General features: G+C 57.5%; 18 protein-coding genes and 1 pseudogene. 13 read left to right on the plus strand and 6 right to left on the minus strand.

The annotated features are described in order from the left end of the window. Positions 1–50 precede the first annotated feature (50 nt). From ACWKX3_RS18470 to ACWKX3_RS18525, 12 genes and pseudogenes are all read left to right on the plus strand, one after another. Entirely contained in the window at positions 51–389 is a 339-nt protein-coding gene (locus ACWKX3_RS18470) for a glycine dehydrogenase (RefSeq protein WP_088208733.1), read from the plus strand. An 11-nt stretch (positions 390–400) separates the two neighbouring features. After that, the gene (locus tag ACWKX3_RS18475) at positions 401–763 is read left to right on the plus strand and encodes an SFCGS family glycine-rich protein (RefSeq protein ID WP_006179053.1); all 363 of its coding nucleotides are present in this window, start codon (positions 401–403) and stop codon (positions 761–763) included. Between the two features lie 2 nt (positions 764–765). Further along, a complete protein-coding gene (locus ACWKX3_RS18480) occupies positions 766–1,065 on the plus strand; it encodes a DUF4312 family protein (RefSeq protein ID WP_006179054.1) in 300 nt (99 codons plus the stop codon). A 22-nt stretch (positions 1,066–1,087) separates the two neighbouring features. Then, the gene (locus ACWKX3_RS18485; RefSeq protein ID WP_006179055.1) at positions 1,088–1,864 is read left to right on the plus strand and encodes a DUF4311 domain-containing protein; all 777 of its coding nucleotides are present in this window, start codon (positions 1,088–1,090) and stop codon (positions 1,862–1,864) included. 13 nt (positions 1,865–1,877) lie between these two features. Beyond that, positions 1,878–2,519: a DUF4310 family protein gene (locus ACWKX3_RS18490; protein ID WP_006179056.1), complete on the plus strand. Its 642-nt coding sequence runs from the start codon at positions 1,878–1,880 to the stop codon at positions 2,517–2,519. A gap of 42 nt (positions 2,520–2,561) precedes the next feature. Beyond that, positions 2,562–3,695 (plus strand): amidohydrolase/deacetylase family metallohydrolase, encoded by a 1,134-nt coding sequence (locus ACWKX3_RS18495; RefSeq protein ID WP_454542181.1) that lies wholly within the window; start codon positions 2,562–2,564, stop codon positions 3,693–3,695. Next, a complete protein-coding gene (locus tag ACWKX3_RS18500; RefSeq protein ID WP_006179059.1) occupies positions 3,679–4,797 on the plus strand; it encodes a DgaE family pyridoxal phosphate-dependent ammonia lyase in 1,119 nt (372 codons plus the stop codon). Before ACWKX3_RS18495 ends, ACWKX3_RS18500 begins: the two co-directional genes overlap by 17 nt. Further along, positions 4,794–5,534 (plus strand): 2-dehydro-3-deoxy-phosphogluconate aldolase, encoded by a 741-nt coding sequence (gene dagF / locus ACWKX3_RS18505; RefSeq protein WP_006179061.1) that lies wholly within the window; start codon positions 4,794–4,796, stop codon positions 5,532–5,534. Before ACWKX3_RS18500 ends, dagF begins: the two co-directional genes overlap by 4 nt. 113 nt (positions 5,535–5,647) lie before the next feature. After that, on the plus strand, positions 5,648–6,784 hold the full coding sequence (locus ACWKX3_RS18510) for a lactonase family protein (RefSeq protein ID WP_454542182.1): 1,137 nt from the start codon (positions 5,648–5,650) through the stop codon (positions 6,782–6,784). 19 nt (positions 6,785–6,803) lie between these two features. Further along, positions 6,804–8,714, plus strand: a complete 1,911-nt coding sequence (locus tag ACWKX3_RS18515; RefSeq protein ID WP_454542183.1) for a BglG family transcription antiterminator — start codon at positions 6,804–6,806, stop codon at positions 8,712–8,714. 77 nt (positions 8,715–8,791) lie between these two features. Next, positions 8,792–9,034 carry a type II toxin-antitoxin system RelB/DinJ family antitoxin gene (locus tag ACWKX3_RS18520; protein WP_006179065.1) on the plus strand — a complete coding sequence of 81 codons (243 nt, stop codon included), beginning with the start codon at positions 8,792–8,794 and terminating at the stop codon, positions 9,032–9,034. Further along, positions 9,024–9,307 (plus strand): annotated as a pseudogene (locus ACWKX3_RS18525) (type II toxin-antitoxin system RelE family toxin). Before ACWKX3_RS18520 ends, ACWKX3_RS18525 begins: the two are co-directional and overlap by 11 nt. A 3-nt stretch (positions 9,308–9,310) precedes the next feature. On the opposite strand, the gene nrdG reads toward ACWKX3_RS18525, so the two are convergent. From nrdG to ACWKX3_RS18550, 5 genes are all read right to left on the minus strand, one after another. After that, complete coding sequence (nrdG, locus tag ACWKX3_RS18530; protein ID WP_101738341.1) at positions 9,311–9,775, minus strand: anaerobic ribonucleoside-triphosphate reductase-activating protein; 465 nt, start codon at positions 9,773–9,775, stop codon at positions 9,311–9,313. 141 nt (positions 9,776–9,916) lie between these two features. Then, the gene (gene nrdD, locus ACWKX3_RS18535; protein ID WP_088208738.1) at positions 9,917–12,055 is read right to left on the minus strand and encodes an anaerobic ribonucleoside-triphosphate reductase; all 2,139 of its coding nucleotides are present in this window, start codon (positions 12,053–12,055) and stop codon (positions 9,917–9,919) included. A gap of 367 nt (positions 12,056–12,422) precedes the next feature. After that, complete coding sequence (locus ACWKX3_RS18540) at positions 12,423–12,995, minus strand: PTS sugar transporter subunit IIA (RefSeq protein ID WP_454542184.1); 573 nt, start codon at positions 12,993–12,995, stop codon at positions 12,423–12,425. A gap of 1 nt (position 12,996) precedes the next feature. Then, on the minus strand, positions 12,997–15,594 hold the full coding sequence (locus ACWKX3_RS18545; protein WP_454542185.1) for a glycoside hydrolase family 38 N-terminal domain-containing protein: 2,598 nt from the start codon (positions 15,592–15,594) through the stop codon (positions 12,997–12,999). Positions 15,595–15,604: 10 nt separating this feature from the next. Beyond that, positions 15,605–17,002: a PTS fructose transporter subunit IIC gene (locus ACWKX3_RS18550; protein WP_454542186.1), complete on the minus strand. Its 1,398-nt coding sequence runs from the start codon at positions 17,000–17,002 to the stop codon at positions 15,605–15,607. Positions 17,003–17,181: 179 nt separating this feature from the next. Between ACWKX3_RS18550 and ACWKX3_RS18555 the strand changes: the two genes are divergently transcribed. Next, on the plus strand, positions 17,182–17,841 hold the full coding sequence (locus tag ACWKX3_RS18555; protein WP_006179078.1) for a MurR/RpiR family transcriptional regulator: 660 nt from the start codon (positions 17,182–17,184) through the stop codon (positions 17,839–17,841). Positions 17,842–17,849: 8 nt separating this feature from the next. Here ACWKX3_RS18555 and ACWKX3_RS18560 read toward each other — a convergent pair whose 3' ends face one another. Continuing rightward, on the minus strand, positions 17,850–18,596 hold the full coding sequence (locus ACWKX3_RS18560) for an oligogalacturonate-specific porin KdgM family protein (RefSeq protein WP_137849705.1): 747 nt from the start codon (positions 18,594–18,596) through the stop codon (positions 17,850–17,852). Positions 18,597–18,699 lie beyond the last annotated feature (103 nt).

An 18,699-nucleotide genomic window follows, 5' to 3' on the forward strand; every position in this document is an offset into this window, starting at 1 on the left:
TTCCTCCCCGGCGTTAGTTTGGTTCCAGAGCCATTAACGGGGTAAGACCAGTGATTAACGGAGCGGTAATGAACGACGTTGGGGAACAGGCGGTGCAAACAGAGCAGCTCGCCAACACCATGCTGCAGCAGGTCTACGCCCTGCTGGCCCGGCACGACATCATCCCGAATGCAGTACAGGAGCAGATGCTGACCTCCCACGTCCGCGCGATGGCGCACCGGTCCGTGACCGGCGAGCCGCTGCCGGAGGTTGAAGCGGAGCTGTTCGACGAAATTTCACCCGATTCAATGCGGCTTGCCCGTGAAGTGGTAGCGCAGTTTGGCAATCTTCCTGATGAAGAAGCCTGGCTGCTCTCCGTTCACTTTGAAGTCGCGAAAGACAACCTTTAAGGAGAAATACCATGGAACAAATTACCGTTGTGATTGGCGACCGCCTGGGCAAAGGACAGAAAGTGGCTGCGGGTGTGGAAAAAGCGGGTGGCCGCGCGGTTGTCGTGCCGGGCATGGCAGCGGACATGAAGCTGGGTGACGTGATGAAGGCGGAAAACGCGACCTTCGGCATCTCCTTCTGCGGCAGCGGCGGCGCGGGGGCTATCACCGCACAAACCAAATATGGCTACAAAGCGAAATACGGCATGCGTTCCGTAGACGAGGGCGTGACCGCCATCAACGAAGGCTGCAACGTGCTGGGCTTTGGCTTTATGGATAAAGAAGAGCTGGGCGAGCGTCTGGTCCAGGCGTGGCAGAAGAAGCACGGCGCATAAGCATGAAAGAACAGTTCACGACAACGGTGAGAGTGAAGGGCAAAGGCGACGCTAAGGCGCGCGCCTTTGCCGATGCGCTCAACCAGGTTCAGGCCGCGGTGATGAAAGCCTCACCGCATATCTTACTGCGTATTGAGCCACAGGATGTGCAGGTCGTTCAGGCGCAAGAAGCGGTGCGTAAAGAAGCCTTTCTGTTCTTCTTTCTGCGCCGGGAAAGACGCACCTACAGCGTGGAGCTGGATGTGACCGTCAACGTGACCGCCATCAATCTTGACCAGGTGGATTTCGTCACGCAACGCTGATTATTGATAAAAGGGCAGACTGATGTTCTTAATTATTTTAATAAAATCGCTCATCATTGGCGGCCTGGTTGGCGTCGGTGTTGGCGCCGGGGCTGCACGCATGTTTCATGCGCCTACCACTCAGGGTATGGGCGCGTTTCGTACGTTGGGGGAACTGAACTCCTGTGAAGGGGATCCGGCTTCTCACTTCTCCTTTGGATTAGGTTTCTTCTTTAACGCCTGGGCCTCTTCGGTGGCAGCAGGTGCCTTCACACAGGACGTTGACCACCGCATCATCCCTAACTGGGGTGCCGCGGCACTGATGATCAAAAACCGTAACGTCGGCGAAACGTTGCACGACCCACGCAAAATGGCGATTGCCTGCGGCGTGATCGGCATGCTCGTCGTGACCTTCCTTAACCTTACCGCCTCTTCCGTTCCCGCCGCGCTTCAGGTCACCGCCGTGAAGGTGCTGGTCCCTGCGGCCAACCTGCTAGTGAATACCGTGATGCCGGTGATCTTCTGGCTGGCGGCCATCGATGCGGGTAAAAAATCCGGCTTCTGGGCTACCGTGTTTGGCGGCGCGGCGCAGCTGATCATGGGTAACGCCGTACCGGGTCTGGTGCTGGGTATCCTGATTGGTAAAGGCGTTGAGGAGAGCGGCTGGAACCACGTCACTAAAGTGATGATGGCGGCTATCGTTCTGCTGTTCGTACTGAGCGGCTTCTTCCGCGGCTTCGACATGAAGATGATCGAATCCTTCCATCTGACCGTGCCGAACTGGCTCGACATGATCCACAACTCGCTCAGCGGTAAATAACAGGAGCCTCGATATGGAACAGAATAAAGGTTTTTGGTATGCCGACTGGTCGTTCCCGATCTTCGTTGGCCTGCTCTCCTCCGGCGTGTTCGCCGGGACACACATGTACTACCTGTACGGCATCGGCGCGTTTAACGAAGTGGCCTTCGTGGCGATGCTGAAAGCGGGAATGGACACCGGCGTGTACGGCGCGGTCGCCGCGTTTGGCGCCAGCTTCCTGTTCGCGCGCATTATTGAAGGGTCGCTGGTCGGTATTCTGGATATCGGCGGGGCGATCCAGACCGGCGTAGGCCTTGGTGTACCGGCGCTGCTGCTGGGCGCGGGAATTATGTTCCCGGTGACCAACTTTATTGCCGCGCTGATAACCGGTCTGGTGATTGGCCTGGCGATTGGCTACGTCATCATTCTGGCGCGTAAGTTCACCATCAACCAGAGCAACTCCACCTACGGCGCAGACGTGATGATGGGTGCGGGTAACGCCTCTGGCCGCTTCCTCGGACCCTTGATCATCCTCAGCGCCATGACCGCCTCCATTCCGATTGGCGTGGGTTCACTGCTGGGCGCACTGCTGTTTTACATCTGGCAGAAGCCGATTACCGGCGGCGCCATCCTCGGTGCGATGCTGTTGGGCTGGCTGTTCCCGGTCGCCCTTTAATACCTGCGGGCGCTGATGCGCCCGCCTTATCAGGAGATCCCCATGTTTGATTTACTCCTGCGCCGTGCGCGCCTTACCGACGATACCCTGACCGATATCGCCATTCAGGACGGGAAAATCGCGGCGCTGGGCGAAATTGACGCTCCCGCACGTAAAACGGTCGAGCTGAACGGCGATGTGTTTGTCAGCGCCGGCTGGATCGATTCTCACGTTCACTGCTACCCGAACTCCCCGATTTATCACGACGAGCCGGACAGCGTCGGCATTGCCACCGGCGTCACCTCCGTAGTAGACGCGGGCAGTACCGGGGCCGACGACGTTGACGATTTCTACGAGATTACCCGCAAGGCCTCAACCGAGGTCTTTGCCCTGCTGAACATCTCCCGCGTTGGGCTGATCGCCCAAAATGAACTCGCCAATATGGCGAATATCGACGCCGGGGCGGTGAAGCAGGCGGTAGCGCGCTACCCTGATTTTATCGTTGGTCTGAAAGCGCGCATGAGCAGCAGCGTGGTGGGTGAAAACGGCATTACGCCACTGGTGCGCGCGAAAGCCATTCAGAAAGAGAACGGCGATCTGCCGCTGATGGTGCACATCGGCAACAACCCGCCGAACCTCGATGAAATTGCCGAGCTGCTGAGCAGCGGCGATATCATTACTCACTGCTATAACGGCAAGCCGAACCGCATTCTGACGCCCTCCGGCGAGCTGCGCGCGTCTATCACCGCCGCCCTGAAGCGCGGCGTGCGACTCGACGTCGGCCACGGCACGGCGAGCTTTAGCTTTGAAGTGGCGAAACGCGCCATCGCGATGGGCATTCTGCCGCACACCATCAGCTCGGATATCTACTGCCGCAACCGCATCAACGGCCCGGTAGGCTCACTGGCGAGCGTGATGTCGAAATTCCTCGCCATCGGCATGTCGCTGCCGCAGGTGATCGCCTGCGTGACCGCCAATGCGGCCGACGGCCTGCGCCTGACGCGCAAAGGGCGGATTGAGCCGGGTCTCGACGCCGATCTGACGCTCTTCACCCTTAAACGCCAGCCAACGCTGCTGGTGGATGCTGAAAACGACAGCCTGCAGGCTGAACACATTCTGGTGCCGCTTGCCGCCATCCGCGCGGGCAAGGGCTACATGACCGAACAAGGGAGCACGGAACATGCCTTCGATTTATGAGAAGTACAATTTAAAGCAGGTTATCAACACCTCTGGCCGCATGACGGCGCTGGGTGTCTCCACGCCGCGCCCGGAAGTGGTGCAGGCGGCAATGGACGGCATGAACCACTACTTCGAGATGAAAGATCTGGTCAACAAAACCGGGGAGTACATCGCGAAGCTGCTGGACGTGGAAGGCGCGACGGTGGTTTCCTGCGCCTCGGCGGGTATTGCGCAATCCGTGGCGGCGGTCCTGGTCAAAGACAGCGACTGGCTGCTGGAAAACCTGCACGTCACCCCGATTGAGAACAACGAAATCGTCCTGCCGAAAGGGCACAACGTCAACTTTGGCGCGCCGGTCGGCACCATGGTGGCGCTGGGCGGCGGCAAGCTGGTGGAAGCTGGCTACGCGAACGAATGCTCTGCCGATCAGCTGGCGGCGGCGATCACCCCGCGCACTGCAGCGATCCTCTACATCAAATCACACCACTGCGTGCAAAAAAGCATGCTCAGCGTCGAGCAGGCGGCGGTTGTCGCCCGTAAGCACGATCTGCCGCTGATCGTTGATGCCGCAGCGGAAGAAGATCTGCACGCTTACTACCGCTCCGGCGCGGACCTGGTGATCTACAGCGGCGCGAAAGCCATTGAAGGCCCGACCAGCGGCCTGGTGATCGGCAAAACCCAGTACGTCGAGTGGGTGAAACGTCAGACGGCGGGCATTGGCCGCGCCATGAAGGTGGGCAAGGAGGGGATCCTCGGCCTGACCTGCGCCATCGAACACTACCTGACAGCGACCAAAGAGAGCGGGGCGGAGATGGTGGCGAAGATGACGCCGTTTATCGATGCGCTTAACACCCTGAACGGCGTCACGGCGCGCGTGGTCTGGGACAGCGCCGGTCGCGATATCGCCCGCACCGAGATTAAATTTGACGAAGCCACCACCGGCGTTGGCACCGGTGACCTGGTGAATAAGCTCAAGCAGGGTGAATACGCCATCTACTTCCGTGGTTACAAGGCCAACGAAGGGATTATCGAGGCGGACGTGCGCAGCGTGAATGCTGACCAGCTGAATATTGTGTACCGCCGCATTAGCGAAGTATTAGGACAGGAGAAAAACGCATGAAACTGACCCCCAATTTTTACCGTGACCGCGTGTGCCTCAACGTGCTGGCAGGCTCCAAAGCCAACGCCAGCGCCATCTACGAGGCGGCGGAAGGCCACGTGCTGGTGGGCGTGCTCTCCAAAAATTATCCGGACGTAGACAGCGCGGTCGCCGACATGCGCGAGTACGCCGCGCTTATCGATAACGCGCTTTCCGTGGGGCTGGGGGCGGGCGATCCGAACCAGTCTGCAATGGTGAGCGAAATCTCCCGTCAGGTGCAGCCGCAGCACGTTAATCAGGTCTTTACTGGCGTCGCCACCAGCCGTGCGCTGCTGGGGCAGAGCGAGTCCGTGGTGAACGGCCTGGTCTCGCCAACCGGCACCGTCGGCATGGTCAAGATCTCCACCGGCCCGCTGAGCAGCGCGGCACCGGATGGGATCGTCCCGGTCGAAACCGCCATTGCCCTGCTGAAAGATTTCGGCGGCAGCTCCATCAAATACTTCCCGATGGGCGGTCTGAAGTGCCGCGATGAGTACACCGCGGTGGCGCAAGCCTGCGCCCGTCACGACTTCTGGCTCGAGCCGACCGGTGGTATCGATCTGGAAAACTTTGAAGAGATCCTGCAGATTGCTCTGGACGCGGGCGTGAGCAAGATCATACCGCATATTTACAGTTCTATTATCGATAAAGCCAGCGGCGATACGCGCCCGGAAGATGTGCGCACGCTGCTGGAGATGACGAAGAAGCTGGTTAAGTAATCTCTCTCCCTCACCCTAACCCTCTCCCAAAGGGAGAGGGAACTTTTACCCCCTCTCCCTTTGGGAGAGGGCCGGGGTGAGGGGCACAAACCGCACACACCAAAGGAGCCACCATGCACACCCGCAACCTGCTCGTCGCTTCACTCTCGTTACTCGCTACCACCGCCATCGCCCAGACGCAGTACGCCTGGGTGGGAACCTACAACCCGAACGGTGAAGGGCTGTACCGCTTTACCCTCGACCCGGAAACCGGTGCGCTCGCGAACAAAACGCTGGTGAGCAAGCTGCCGAACGCCGCGCAGCTGACCGTCTCACACGACGGTAAAACGCTGTATCTGGCAAGCGAGGTGGAGCAGGGCGTAGTGCAGGCGCTGCGCATCGGTGACAACGGCGAGCTGAGCGAGTTAAATCAGGTGGCCTCCGGCGGCGCGGGGCCGGTCTATCTCTCCCTGACGCCGAACGGTCAGCATCTGCTGGTGGCGAATTACGTGAGCGGGTCAATCGCTGTTTTACCGGTTAAAGCGGACGGCAGCCTGGGTGAGGCCACGGATACCCATCAGGACAGCGGGGAACCGGGAGCGGCCAAACCCGAGGCGGCAGCGGAAGGCAGCTTCGCGATGAGCGATCATAACGGCCCACATGCGCACATGATCGCTGCCGATCCGAGCGGGAAGTACGTGTTTTCTACCGATCTGGGGCTGGATCGGATCTATCAGTATCGCTTTGACGAACGATCCGGAAAACTTACCCCGAACGATCCGCCGTTCATCAGCGCCTCTTCAAAAGGTGCCGGGCCACGACACTTCGTCTTCACGCCGAAGGGCGATGCCCTGTGGCTGATTAACGAAGAAGCCTCGACGCTGACCCATTATACGCTGGACAACGCAGGCCGATTGAAAGAGGGCAAAACGGTCTCCGCCCTGCCTGCGGGGTATAAAGGCACCAGCTTTGCCGCCGGGCTGGCGCTGAGCGCGGACGGCAAGCAGCTGTATGTGGCTAATCGTTTGCATAACAGCATCGGGCACTTTACCGTAACAGCGGACGGCACGCTGACGCACCGGGACGACGTCTGGACGCGGGGCGATTACCCGCGCACCCTGACGCTCGATAAACAAGGGCGCTGGCTGTACGTAATGAACCAGCGCAGCGACAACATTACCCGCTTTTGCGTGGCGCAGGACGGCAAGCTGAGCGCAGAGCCAGACTATACGCCGGTCGGCAGCCCATCCCAGATGGTCATTTCACCCTAAGCAGTAAGAGGACAACGACGTGCGATTTCCGAACCAACGTTTAGCGCAACTTTTCGATCTGTTGCAAAACGAGACGCTGCCGCAGGACGAGCTGGCGCAGCGGCTGTCGGTCTCCACGCGAACCGTCCGTGCTGACATCACCGCCCTGAACGCGCTGCTGGCGAGCCACGGGGCGCAGTTTATTCTGAGCCGTGGCAATGGCTATCAGCTGAAAATTGACGACGCCGCGCGTTATCAGCAGTTGCAGGCCTCTCATCCGCGCGCGCTGCGCATACCGCGAACCGGGCCGGAGCGCGTGCACTATCTGGTGGTGCGTTTTCTGACGTCAGCGTTTTCAATCAAGCTGGAAGATTTGGCCGACGAGTGGTTTATCAGCCGCGCCACGCTGCAAAGCGACATGGTGGAGGTGCGTGAGCTTTTCCAGCGCTATAACCTGACGCTGGAGACCCGTCCACGCCACGGCATGAAGCTGTTTGGCAGCGAGATGTCGACGCGCGCGTGCCTGACCGACCTGCTGTGGGAGCTGGCGCAGCAGGACAGCCTGAACCCGCTGGTCACCGACGTGGCGCTCAACGCTGGCGTGCCGGAGCAGATGGTCACGGTGCTGCACGACGCGCTGACCCGCCACCATATCCGCCTGACCGATGAAGGCGAGCTGTTCCTGCGCCTGTACTGTGCGGTCTCGGTGCGTCGCATCAGCGAAGGTTATCCGCTGCCGGAGTTCCACGCGGAGGATGTCGAGGAGAACGTGCGCGAGGCGGCAAAAGATATTGCGGTGACCATCCAGCAGCTCGCGGGCAAGCCGCTTTCCCCTTCCGAGGAGAACTGGCTGTGCGTCCACATTGCGGCGCGGCAGATTCAGGAGATCGCGCCGAGCGCGATCAACGCCGATGATGACGAAGCCCTGGTCAACTATATCCTGCGCTATATCAACACCCACTATAACTACAATCTGCTGAGCGACGAGCAGCTGCATGCAGACCTGCTCACGCACATCAAAACCATGATCACCCGCGTGCGCTATCAGATAATGATCCCCAACCCATTGCTGGATAACATCAAGCAGCATTACCCGATGGCCTGGGACATGACGCTGGCGGCGGTGTCGAGCTGGGGCAAATACACCCCGTATGTGATCAGCGAAAACGAAATAGGCTTCCTGGTACTGCATATCGGCGTCGGGCTGGAGCGTCACTACAATATTGGCTACCAGCGCCAGCCGCGCGTGCTGCTGGTGTGCGACGCCGGTAACGCGATGGTACGAATGATTGAGGCGGTGCTGCAGCGCAAATACCCGCAGATTGAGGTCACGCGCACGCTGACGTTGCGCGAATACGAGCTGACCGACGCTATCAGCGAAGACTTCGTGATCTCCACCGCCCGCGTGAGTGAAAAGTCCAAACCGGTGGTGATGATCGCGCCGTTCCCGACGGACTACCAACTGGAGCAAATCGGCAAGCTGGTGCTGGTGGACCGCACCCGTCCGTGGATGCTGGATAAATACTTCGACGCGGCCCATTTTCGCATTCTTGATACGCCGATTGACCAGCAAACGCTGTTCCGGGAGCTGTGTGACCAGCTTGAAAGCGAAGGCTTCGTTGGTGCGGAATTTCTGGATTCGGTTGTTGAGCGTGAAGCCATCGTCAGCACCATGCTCGGTGACGGTATCGCGTTGCCGCACTCCCTGGGACTGCTGGCGCAGAAAACGGTGGTCTATACGGTGCTGGCCCCGCAGGGCATACCGTGGGGCGATGAAACCGCGCACGTCATCTTCCTGCTCGCCATCAGCAAGCGCGAGTATGAAGAGGCAATGGCGATCTACGACATTTTCGTCACCTTCCTGCGCGAGCGCACCATGACGCGACTCTGCAGTTGCGGGAGTTTTGACGCGTTTAAGGCGGTAGCAATGGAGAGTTTGAGCCGGTTTTGAGAGGCGCTATCCAGAATTCGATGTAATGCGAATGTAATGCTAAACTGCATTACACATTGCTCATTACCGGAGGCATAATGGCCACGCTGAACGTCCGTCTGGATGACAAACTTAAAAACGAGGCGTATGCCGTGCTGGAAAAACTCAATATCACCCCCACTGAAGCGGTACGGCTACTGTTTCAGTACGTTGCAGAGACCGGACGGATGCCGGTGAAAACCGTCACCATAAGCGACGGTGAAGAGGCGCTTATTCAGACAGTCCGGGAGCGACTGGCTAATCCACAAAAGGGAATTAAGGTTAGTCTGGATGACTTATGAACTGGAATTCGACCCGAGGGCATTAAAGGAGTGGCGTAAACTGGGCGATACCGTAAAAGCCCAGTTTAAGAAGAAGTTAGCCAGCGTACTGGTGAATCCCCGGAATGAATCTGCCCGCCTGCATGACCTGCCTGACTGCTACAAGATAAAGCTTAAATCCTCTGGCTACCGCCTGGTTTATCAGGTGCGGGACGCGTGGTTATTGTTTTTGTCATTTCCATTGGAAAGCGAGAGAAATCCGCTGCGTATCAGGCCGCGAGCAAACGGCTTTAGCGCTCAGCGCAAATGGTGCACAACCTGATTGCTGCTGCCGCGCCAGATCAGTGCCGGATCTTTCAGGTCCTGCACAAACTTGCCGTCGACCAGCACGTTGATCAGATCCACCACTTCCCTCTGTTGAGCATCCAGCTCATCCAGCTTATAGCCGGTCCAGACCCAGATATCTTTTCCGGCGCACTCGCGGCGAATACGTTTCACCAGCTTCAGGATCTCCGGCACGTTCTGCGGATGGAGCGGATCGCCACCAGAGAGTGAAATACCCTGACGGGGAATGCGCGTGTCGTTCAGATCGGCGATGATCCGATCCGCCATCTCATCGGTGAACGGCAGACCGGAATTCAGACGCCAGGTGCTTTTGTTGTAGCAGCCAGGGCATTCGTGAACGCAGCCTGCCACAAAAAGCGTGCAGCGTGTGCCGGGGCCGTTGACGATATCGACGGGATAATACTGATGATAATTCATAGCGTTAACCTGATGCCCTCACCCCGGCCCTCTCCCACAGGGAGAGGGAGAAAACCGGCGGCAGGCATAATAATGTGCTCAATCTATTCCCTCTCCCTTGAGGGAGAGGGGTAGGGTGAGGGGGAGAACCCGGCGAAGAACTTAACCGATCTGCCCATTCCCCAAATGCTTCACGCGGCGCTTCACTTCTTCCTGCTTACCGGCGTTGAACGGACGCGCGTCCGGGCTGCCGAGATAGCCGCACACGCGGCGGGTAACGGAGACGCGGGCCGCATCATGGTTACCGCATTTCGGGCAGGTGAAGCCTTTGCTGGTGCACTCAAACTCACCGGTGAAGCCGCACTCATAGCACTCGTCGATTGGCGTGTTAGTACCGTAATACGGAACGTGCTGATAGCTGTAATCCCACACGTCTTCCAGCGCCTTCAGGTTGTGCTGGATGTTCGGGTACTCGCCGTAGCAGATGAAGCCGCCGCTGGCGATAGGCGGGTAGGCCGCTTCAAAGTCGATCTTGTCGTACGGGTTCACCTTTTTCTCAACGTCCAGGTGGAAGCTGTTGGTGTAGTAGCCTTTGTCGGTTACACCTTCCACGATGCCGAACTCGGCGGCGTCCAGACGGCAGAAGCGGTCGCACAGGTTTTCGCTTGGCGTGCTGTACAGGCTAAAGCCGTAGCCGGTTTCGTCTTTCCACTGGTCAACGGCATCGCGCAGACGCTGAACAATCGCAACGCCTTTCTCACGCAGTGCTTCGCTGTCGTAAACGTGTTTGTCACCAAACAGCGCGTTAATGGTTTCGTGAATACCGATATAACCGAGAGAAATCGATGCGCGACCGTTTTTGAAGATCTCGGATACGTCATCGTCCGCCTTCAGACGCACGCCGCAGGCCCCTTCCATATAAAGGATGGGCGCCACGCGGGCTTTCACCCCTTCAAGACGCGCGATGCGGGTCATCAGCGCCTTGCGGGCCAGCTGCAGACGTTCGTCCAGCAGCGTCCAGAACGCCGCTTCGTTACCTTTGGCCTCCAGCGCGATGCGCGGCAAGTTAAGGCTGATCACGCCCAGGTTGTTGCGCCCGTCGTGGATCTGCTCGCCGTTTTCGTCTTCATACACGCCGAGGAAGCTGCGGCAGCCCATTGGCGTTTTGAACGAGCCGGTAACCTTAACCACCTGGTCATAGTTGAGGATGTCCGGGTACATGCGCTTGCTCGCGCACTCCAGCGCCAGCTGTTTGATATCGTAGTTTGGATCGCCAAATTTGTGGTTCAGGCCGTCGCGGATGGCGAACACCAGCTTCGGGAACACCGCGGTTTTGCGGTTTTTGCCCAGACCAGAGATGCGGTTACGCAGAATCGACTGCTGGATCAGACGCGACTCCCAGCTGGTGCCGAGGCCAAAACCGAAGGTAACGAACGGCGTCTGGCCGTTGGCGGTATGCAGCGTGTTGACTTCATATTCCAGAGACTGGAACGCGTCGTAGCACTCTTTCTCGGTGCGGGAGTGGGCGTAGCCGTCAGCGTCCGGGATCTGCCACTCTTCCGCCGTTTTACGGTGCTTATTGAAGCTCTCGGTCACGAACGGTGCCAGCACTTCATCGATGCGGTTAATGGTAGTGCCACCGTAAATATGGCTCGCCACCTGGGCGATGATCTGCGCCGTGACCGCCGTCGCGGTGGAGATCGATTTTGGCGGCTCAATCTCGGCGTTCCCCATCTTAAAGCCCTGGGTCAGCATGCCTTTCAGGTCGATCAGCATGCAGTTGAACATCGGGAAGAACGGTGAATAGTCGAGATCGTGGTAGTGGATCTCGCCGCGCTCGTGCGCGGAGACCACGTCACGCGGCAGCAGGTGCTGGCGGGCGTAGTGTTTGGCGACAATACCGGCCAGCAGGTCGCGCTGGGTGGGGATCACTTTACTGTCTTTATTGGCATTTTCATTGAGCAGCGAGGAGTTGGTCTGCTCCACCAGGCCACGAATTTCCTGGTTCAGGCGACCGCGTTTCTCACGCTGGACGTCACGATCGTGACGGTACTCGATGTAGGCACGCGCCAGCTGCTTGTACGGCCCGGACATCAGCTGGTTTTCAACCGCGGTCTGGATCTCGTTGATGTCCACCTGGCTGCGTTCATTCATCTGGCTGCTAACGATTTCTGCGACGGTGGCGCAGTAATCTGCGTCATCGACTCCCGCTGCTTTAGCTGCACGAAGAATGGCTTCTTTGATGCGCTCTGATTTAAACGGCACTTTACAGCCATCACGCTTCATCACATGCGGTGTCATGATCACTCCATTTTAAAAACAGGTTATCCACAAAGGCGGGGAAGTATTCACCGGATGGATTATCAACCGGGCCAGTCACTTCCCTCGTTCCCGACACTTGTTATCCACAATTCCGGCCAGCGTCGATGCCGTCTTGTTGTTGGAATAGTAGACGATAAATACAAGATGTTGGGTCGGGCTGCATTTTAATGGCTATATATAGTGATTTGCATCAAACATGTTTGCGATTTTTTTGATTCAGAACAAAGTAAAAAGACGAGAGTACAAACGGCGGGCGCTACAGCCTTTGTAAAAAATAAAGGAAAAATCCGGTTATTTTTACAACAAAAACAGGCGCTCAGCGTGGGTGACCCTGAGCGCCAGCGCGTTAGCCCAGACCGAGAAGCCAGCGTAATCCGGCATGCAGAAAGGCTGCCGCCGCGATCGCCCCAAGGATCGTGGGAAGTAAAAGGGAGCGGGCAGGTTTATCGTCAGTCGCCGTATGCGCTTCGGCATTAAGGGCGGATAACGCCTCTTCGCACGTACGCGCTGCCAGCAGGCGGTTGCGCACGCGTTCATCCGTGAGGGAGGAGGTCAGCGTGGTCAGCAGCTGCATATGCGTGCTGCCCGCTTCGGCTTCCGGTATAGCCAGCAGGAAAACCATTCTGACATCTTCATCGCCCTCCAGACCGGGCCAGAGAATAGGGTTGTCAAACAGCGCCAGGCAAAACGCCGCCCGCTGGACCTCGGGCGACTTACCGTGGGGTACGGCAAGCTCCTCGCCAAGCGCGGTGGGGCCTTCACTCTCGCGTTGCAGCACGCAGCGAATAAACGCCTCTTTATCGCCGATCAGGTTGCGCGCCGCCAGGGAGGCGGACATCCGCTCGATCAGCGCGTCAGGCGTAGATAAAGGGGGATTGATAAAAATCAGGTCCGGGTACGTCAACGCACGCAAATTCATATTAAACCTCAAGCAAAAAGTCGCAGGTACAGGAAGGGGCAATCAGGGTTACCGGCGCAACGGGTTCTTCGAGATAGTTGATCTGTAAAAGCCCGGCCAGGTTCGCGGGAACCGGCACCGGCTGCGTTCCGGCGTTAAATACCCGTACGATGGTCCCGGACAGAGTGCGCGCATGGGGCAGCGCAGAGAGAATGAGTGGCTCCGGCAACGACAGCAATGAACATTCCGCCGGAAGATGCCGCTCGGGATGGCGCAGCTGAAAGCGCTCGAGGCGATTATCCAGCGTATGCAGGGATTGCCGCTGGTAGGTAAAGGGCTGACCGCAGGCCTGATTTTCCAGCTGACGCAGCGTGAGATGGTCGGCATTGTCCGCCAGCGCAACGCTAAAGGAAAAGTGCAGCGGCTTGAGCAGCTGCGCATCCGGTGTTTCGACCACCGTATTGTTAATGCCCGAGGCGCGTCCTGGCCGCCACTCAAGGTTGCTACGCCCCAGTACGCCAGTGGACTTAAACAGCGTCAGCGCAATAGCAGCCTGTTTCGTCCCGACAACCTGAAACTCTTTCATGCCGCGGCTGTTTACCACCAGCGCTTTACCCGGCTCGGCGATGGCGATGATCCCCTCGCTGGTTTCGATATCCACCGGCCGCTCGCGATAGTGCGCCTGCCAGTTCAGGTCGTCACACCCCGTTGGGCGGTGAACGATGGCGAACGGCTGCGACGCAATGGACGTTCGGGTACGAATGTCGCTGTTAATGAGCAGGCGCAACCGATGGTCGCAGACGCTGTTTTCAAGAGAGATATCAACATACAGATTGGGGTCGCCCTGACGCAGCTCGCACACGACGTGGATCGTGAGCGGTATGAAGCTGTTATCCGTGCGGGAAGAGAGATCTCGCGGCAGGTATAACAGGGCCTCAAGCTCCATCCGCTCAATGAGAGTATGCTTTTTGCAGTCGATCAGGGTGAAGTGCCAGCAGCGGGTGGGTTCATCCTCCGGCAGGGGCGAAAAGTCGTAACTGTCTCCGGCATCCGCACAGTCTTCGAAGCTAAACAGCCCGGTGATGCACCTGCCGTTGCGCTTATCGTGAAGCGTAAGCGTACCGGCGTCGATTGCCAGCCGACAGACTTCATTTTCAATCTCGCTGGCCGTTTTCTGGCGCGTCGGCACAAACGCTGCGGGGTTGGCTTGAACGGTAATGGCCCGGTAGCCAACGGTAGGCAGCGCCTGCGCCAGCAGCGCAATGTGCCAGCGGTAATAAGGCGGCAGGGGCGTTTCACATTCCCCCTGCGAACCGAGAGAGATAACGCTTCCTCCGGGCAGGGTTTCTCTGGACAGCACCTCAAAGTTGAGCGGCTTCCCCTGATGCGTCAGCGCGATATTGTCGGCGCGGCTGTACAAGGTGGTTTTGACCACGCGGCTGGTGCGGCTTGGCAGGGCGTTGAAGATAAGCAGATCGCCGTCGTCGCAGCTTGCCATTGCCAGCCCCTTAACGACCAGATTCCACAGACTGTGGCAAAGCTGCCAGGTCTGCTCCAGGCGATGAAGAATATCCCGGTTCGTCGCGTCGCTGTTACATCCGCCCATGGAGTCATGGGCATGGCAGCGCAGCAGTTTTTTCCACAGGGTATCGACCAGCCCCAGATTGACCGGAATTCCCTGATGGCGCGCAATCGCAATCGCAGGCTCCAGCTGGCGCAGGATGAACTGTTCAATCTCGTCGTTTTTCTTTTTGATGTCGTAGCGCACGGAGCCGATGGTTTTGTGGATCCGGGTGTAGCGCGGTGATTTCAGCTCGCCTTCCCATACCTCAAGCCGCTCGCGCTGCGGGCGCAGGCTCTCCACGTACTCCTCAAGCGAGCTGAGGAAATAGCGGTCACGGGCGGGGGAGCGCTCGCTGGCCGTTTGCAGCGTGCGCGGCAGCGTCGGGTCGATGCTAACCTGATCGCCGCCGCAGGGCAGCAGCAGGTTGTCGATGCCCGCACGTTCGCGCAGCAGATCGACAATCGGGAAGATTTTGTTTTCAAGATGGTGGGGATCGGCGTGCATATTTTTGGCCGCGCCGTAACCCAGCGCCATCGCGCAGGCGATAACCGTTTCGCCAGAGGGGGCGCGCCACAGAAACTGGCTGTTTTTGACCATGCGATCGTGGTCGATCCCGCGCCAGAAGACGATGTTATCGATATTGCAGCCGCGCAGGATCGTTGGTATTTGCGCGTTGTGTCCGAAGGTGTCCGGCAGATAGCCCACCTGCATCGCGTGCCCGAGCGCCCGCGCGGCGGCGATGCCATATTTCAGGTTACGCACGATCGACTCACCGTGAACGTTCCAACTGTCGGTTTGGGTATACCACGGCCCGACAAACAGCCGTTTCTCGCTGACCAGCTTCTTCAGGCGCGGCGTGTATTCCGGATTCACGGCCAGGAAGTCGTCCACCACCGCCATCTGCCCATCAAGATGGTAGCAACGGTAGGCCGGGTCCTGCTCCAGCGTGTCGATAACGTCTGCAAAGTTCCAGGATGCCAGCACCGTGCTGTCCTGACGCGTGAAATACCACTCCTGATCCCAGTGCGTATGGGCAATAACGTGAATTTGACTCATGATATTTCCCTTAATCCGCGTTTTTAGGGCTGACGTAGAGCACGCCTAACGCGCAGATCAGCGCGCCCACGCACACGCTGGCAAGATAGCCTGCCACGTTCGTGGCCAGCGGCCATCCCCAGATGGCGGGCAGGGGAAGCGTCTGCTTCACCTCCAGGGCAATCGCCAGCAGCGCGCCAGAGACGGCGCCGATCATAAACACGGGGATCAGGCGCGGGTTTTTCAGGATGAAGGGGATTGCGCCCTCTGAAATGCCAATCAGGCCCAGCAGCAGCGAGGTACTGCCAACGGTTTTCTCTTCGCGGGAAAACACGTCCGGCAGGCCAAAGCGACCGTTCAGGAACGCCGCAAGGCCGACGCCGATGGAAGGGATCACGATGGATAATTCGCGGGCGGTTAAATCAAAGGTTTCGCTCACGCCGTTCAGGCCGAGCGCCACCGAACCCGCCGCTTTATTGACAGGCCCACCCAGATCGAACGCGGTGCCTGCGGCGATCATCGCTGAATAGAAGCCGCGTCCGGTATCGCCTGCCGAGGTAAAAAACACCACCATCAGCTGGTTGAGTGAACCGAAAACCGGATTGATCAGATATTCCATCACCATCACCAGCGTGATGCCGGTGAGCAGCGGCACGAGCAGCATGGTTTTGATGGTGGTGAGCTGCTGGCGGACGTGGATAGTATCGTTAAGCCACCGCACCAGATAACCCACGAAAAAGCCGATGCCAATGGCGCCAAAAAAGCCCGACGGCATAAAGGTCTCAATGTCGAAAAAGCGCTTATACACCTCATCGGACATAATGCCGCCGATAAGCCCGGGGATCAGGGCGGGCTTGCCGGCAATCGAAAACGCCAGATACATGGCGAACACCGGATACATGAACTTAATGGTCATAAAGCCAAGCTTATCCAGCAGGCTAAACGGTGAATGCTCAATGTTGATGAATTGCCCGGTGATTTTGGCTGTCGCCATCATCAGGCCGCCCATTACAACCACGGGTAACATGTAGCTGATGGCCGCCATGATGTGGCCGATAAAAATCTGATAGGCGGAGCGCGTAATCTCCGGCTCTTGTTCCCCGGCTTCGGCGCGTTTTCCCATCGCTAAAGCCTGGCGCAGGTAGCGGTCGGTGTCCTTGATAAGCTCCTGGGTGCGCGTTTTAAGGTGCGGAACGCCGTCAAAACGTTCCACATCCTGAATGGGCACGTCGGTCGCCAGGATAATCGCGCTGGCGCTGGCAATATCCTGTTTGGTGAGCCTGTTTTTGACGCCGTCGCTTCCCTGCGTTTCGACCTTGACCTCAATGTTGTGCTGTTTCGCCCAGGCCATAATTTTATTGGCGGCCATAAACGTGTGCGCTATTCCTGTCGGACAGGCCGTTACAGCGATAATTTTTTGTTTCATCATTGTAATAAATTCCTGACTGTGAAAATAACGGCAGTATAAAGAGAAACAAAAACAAGCCTTAATGTTTGCTAATACTAATTGCGTATCACGATACGCCTTGATGCAATGTGTGAAGCGCCTTCCAGAGACTATTTCCGCGAGCTGTTAATATAGCGGCTGGTTTTAACAGGGCGTGATATATGAATTCTTTTCAGGGAAGTGAACGTTTAATATTTGAATACATCCAGTTCCATGCGCATTCTATTTCTAATATTTCCGCAAAAGAGATTGCCCGGGATACATTTACCACCACGACATCGGTTAACCGCGTCTGTAAAAAGATGGGGTATAAGAGCTATACCGAGCTTCGGTATCGTTTTCTGGGCGATCAATCGCTGGCCTCACCCGCCGCCCCCTGCGGGGTGGCAAATGAAGAGGGGATTGTGACGGAGGTCTCCGGGCTGCTGGTGCACGCCAGCCATATCTACCTGTACGCACGGGGTGCCTCGCTTACCAGCCTGAACTACCTGTCGCGCTTTTTGTCGCTGGCGAGCCTGCCGCATCTGATCCTCAACGACATGCACCAGCTCACGCGCGTGTCGAAAGGGACGCTGGTGCTGATCAGTAAATCAGGCGAGACCCAATCGCTTATCGAAATGGCGCGTAACGCGCTGCGAAAAGGGCTGAAGATTGTGGCGATCACCCGTCAGGGATCGTCGCTGGCTGCTTTGGCGACGCTGTGCTGGCCGTTAACAATTGATATCAGCGCGGTTTCGCTCTATCAGCGGGAAGGGCAGCTTGAGCTGCTAAGTGCCGTGGACCGCATCGGCTGCAGGCTTTTGCAGCACGATGCGGTATAAGGTCGCGGTTAAAGCTGTTTAACAATGCCCAGGCGAACGGCGTAATCATTTTTATGATTGCCGTCGTCATCGATGTAGGTTTTATCCAGCGAGACCAGTTCGACATACGGCGTCCAGCCGTCGTCGAGCTTATAGTTGAACGCCACGGTATGCTCCCAGTAGGTATCATCCCCGGTCCCCTGATCGACATTATCCTGCCAGCGGAAACGCGGGTTATAGGACATACCGAATTTACCAATGTTATAGGCAAACCAGATATCGAACTGATGGGATTCACGGCGGGTATAGCCGCTGCCGTCCAGCTGTTTATCGCTGTGCGCGTCGTTTACGGTGTTGTAGCGATAGCGTGTGGAGAGATTGAGGCCATTGTCGAAGGCTTTCCATCCCTGAATAAAGGGACGGTAGTGCGTGTTGCTGGCGGTGAAAACGGTCACCATACCGGGCGCAACGGCGAAACCATTGCCGAGATCGAAGCGCCAGCGCGTCTCAATTTCCTGCGCGGCTTCGGTTAAGCCTTTATCGTCGGCGTTATATCGGTCGGTATCGCCAAAAAAGGTATCGTTATGATTTTGTGCAGCCTCAACGGAAAAGTAAAAACCGTTATCCGCCTGATGCATAACCTTAATACGGGAGTCGTTTACGTCAGATCGCGTATTATGACCAAAACGCAGATCGACGGCGGTATTTCCGCACCATCCCTGAGCGCTGATTAATAATGCGCTAATACAGCTTGCTTTAATAATTGTCTGTTTCATCATATCCTGCCGGGGTTATTTAATTGGCAGGGCTATTTTTATTTTTGCCGTTGCAATATGTAAAAGTTATTGTCATACATTTAGCGTATCGCTAAACGCGGAA

Source organism: Enterobacter sp. UPMP2052 (assembly GCF_053709675.1).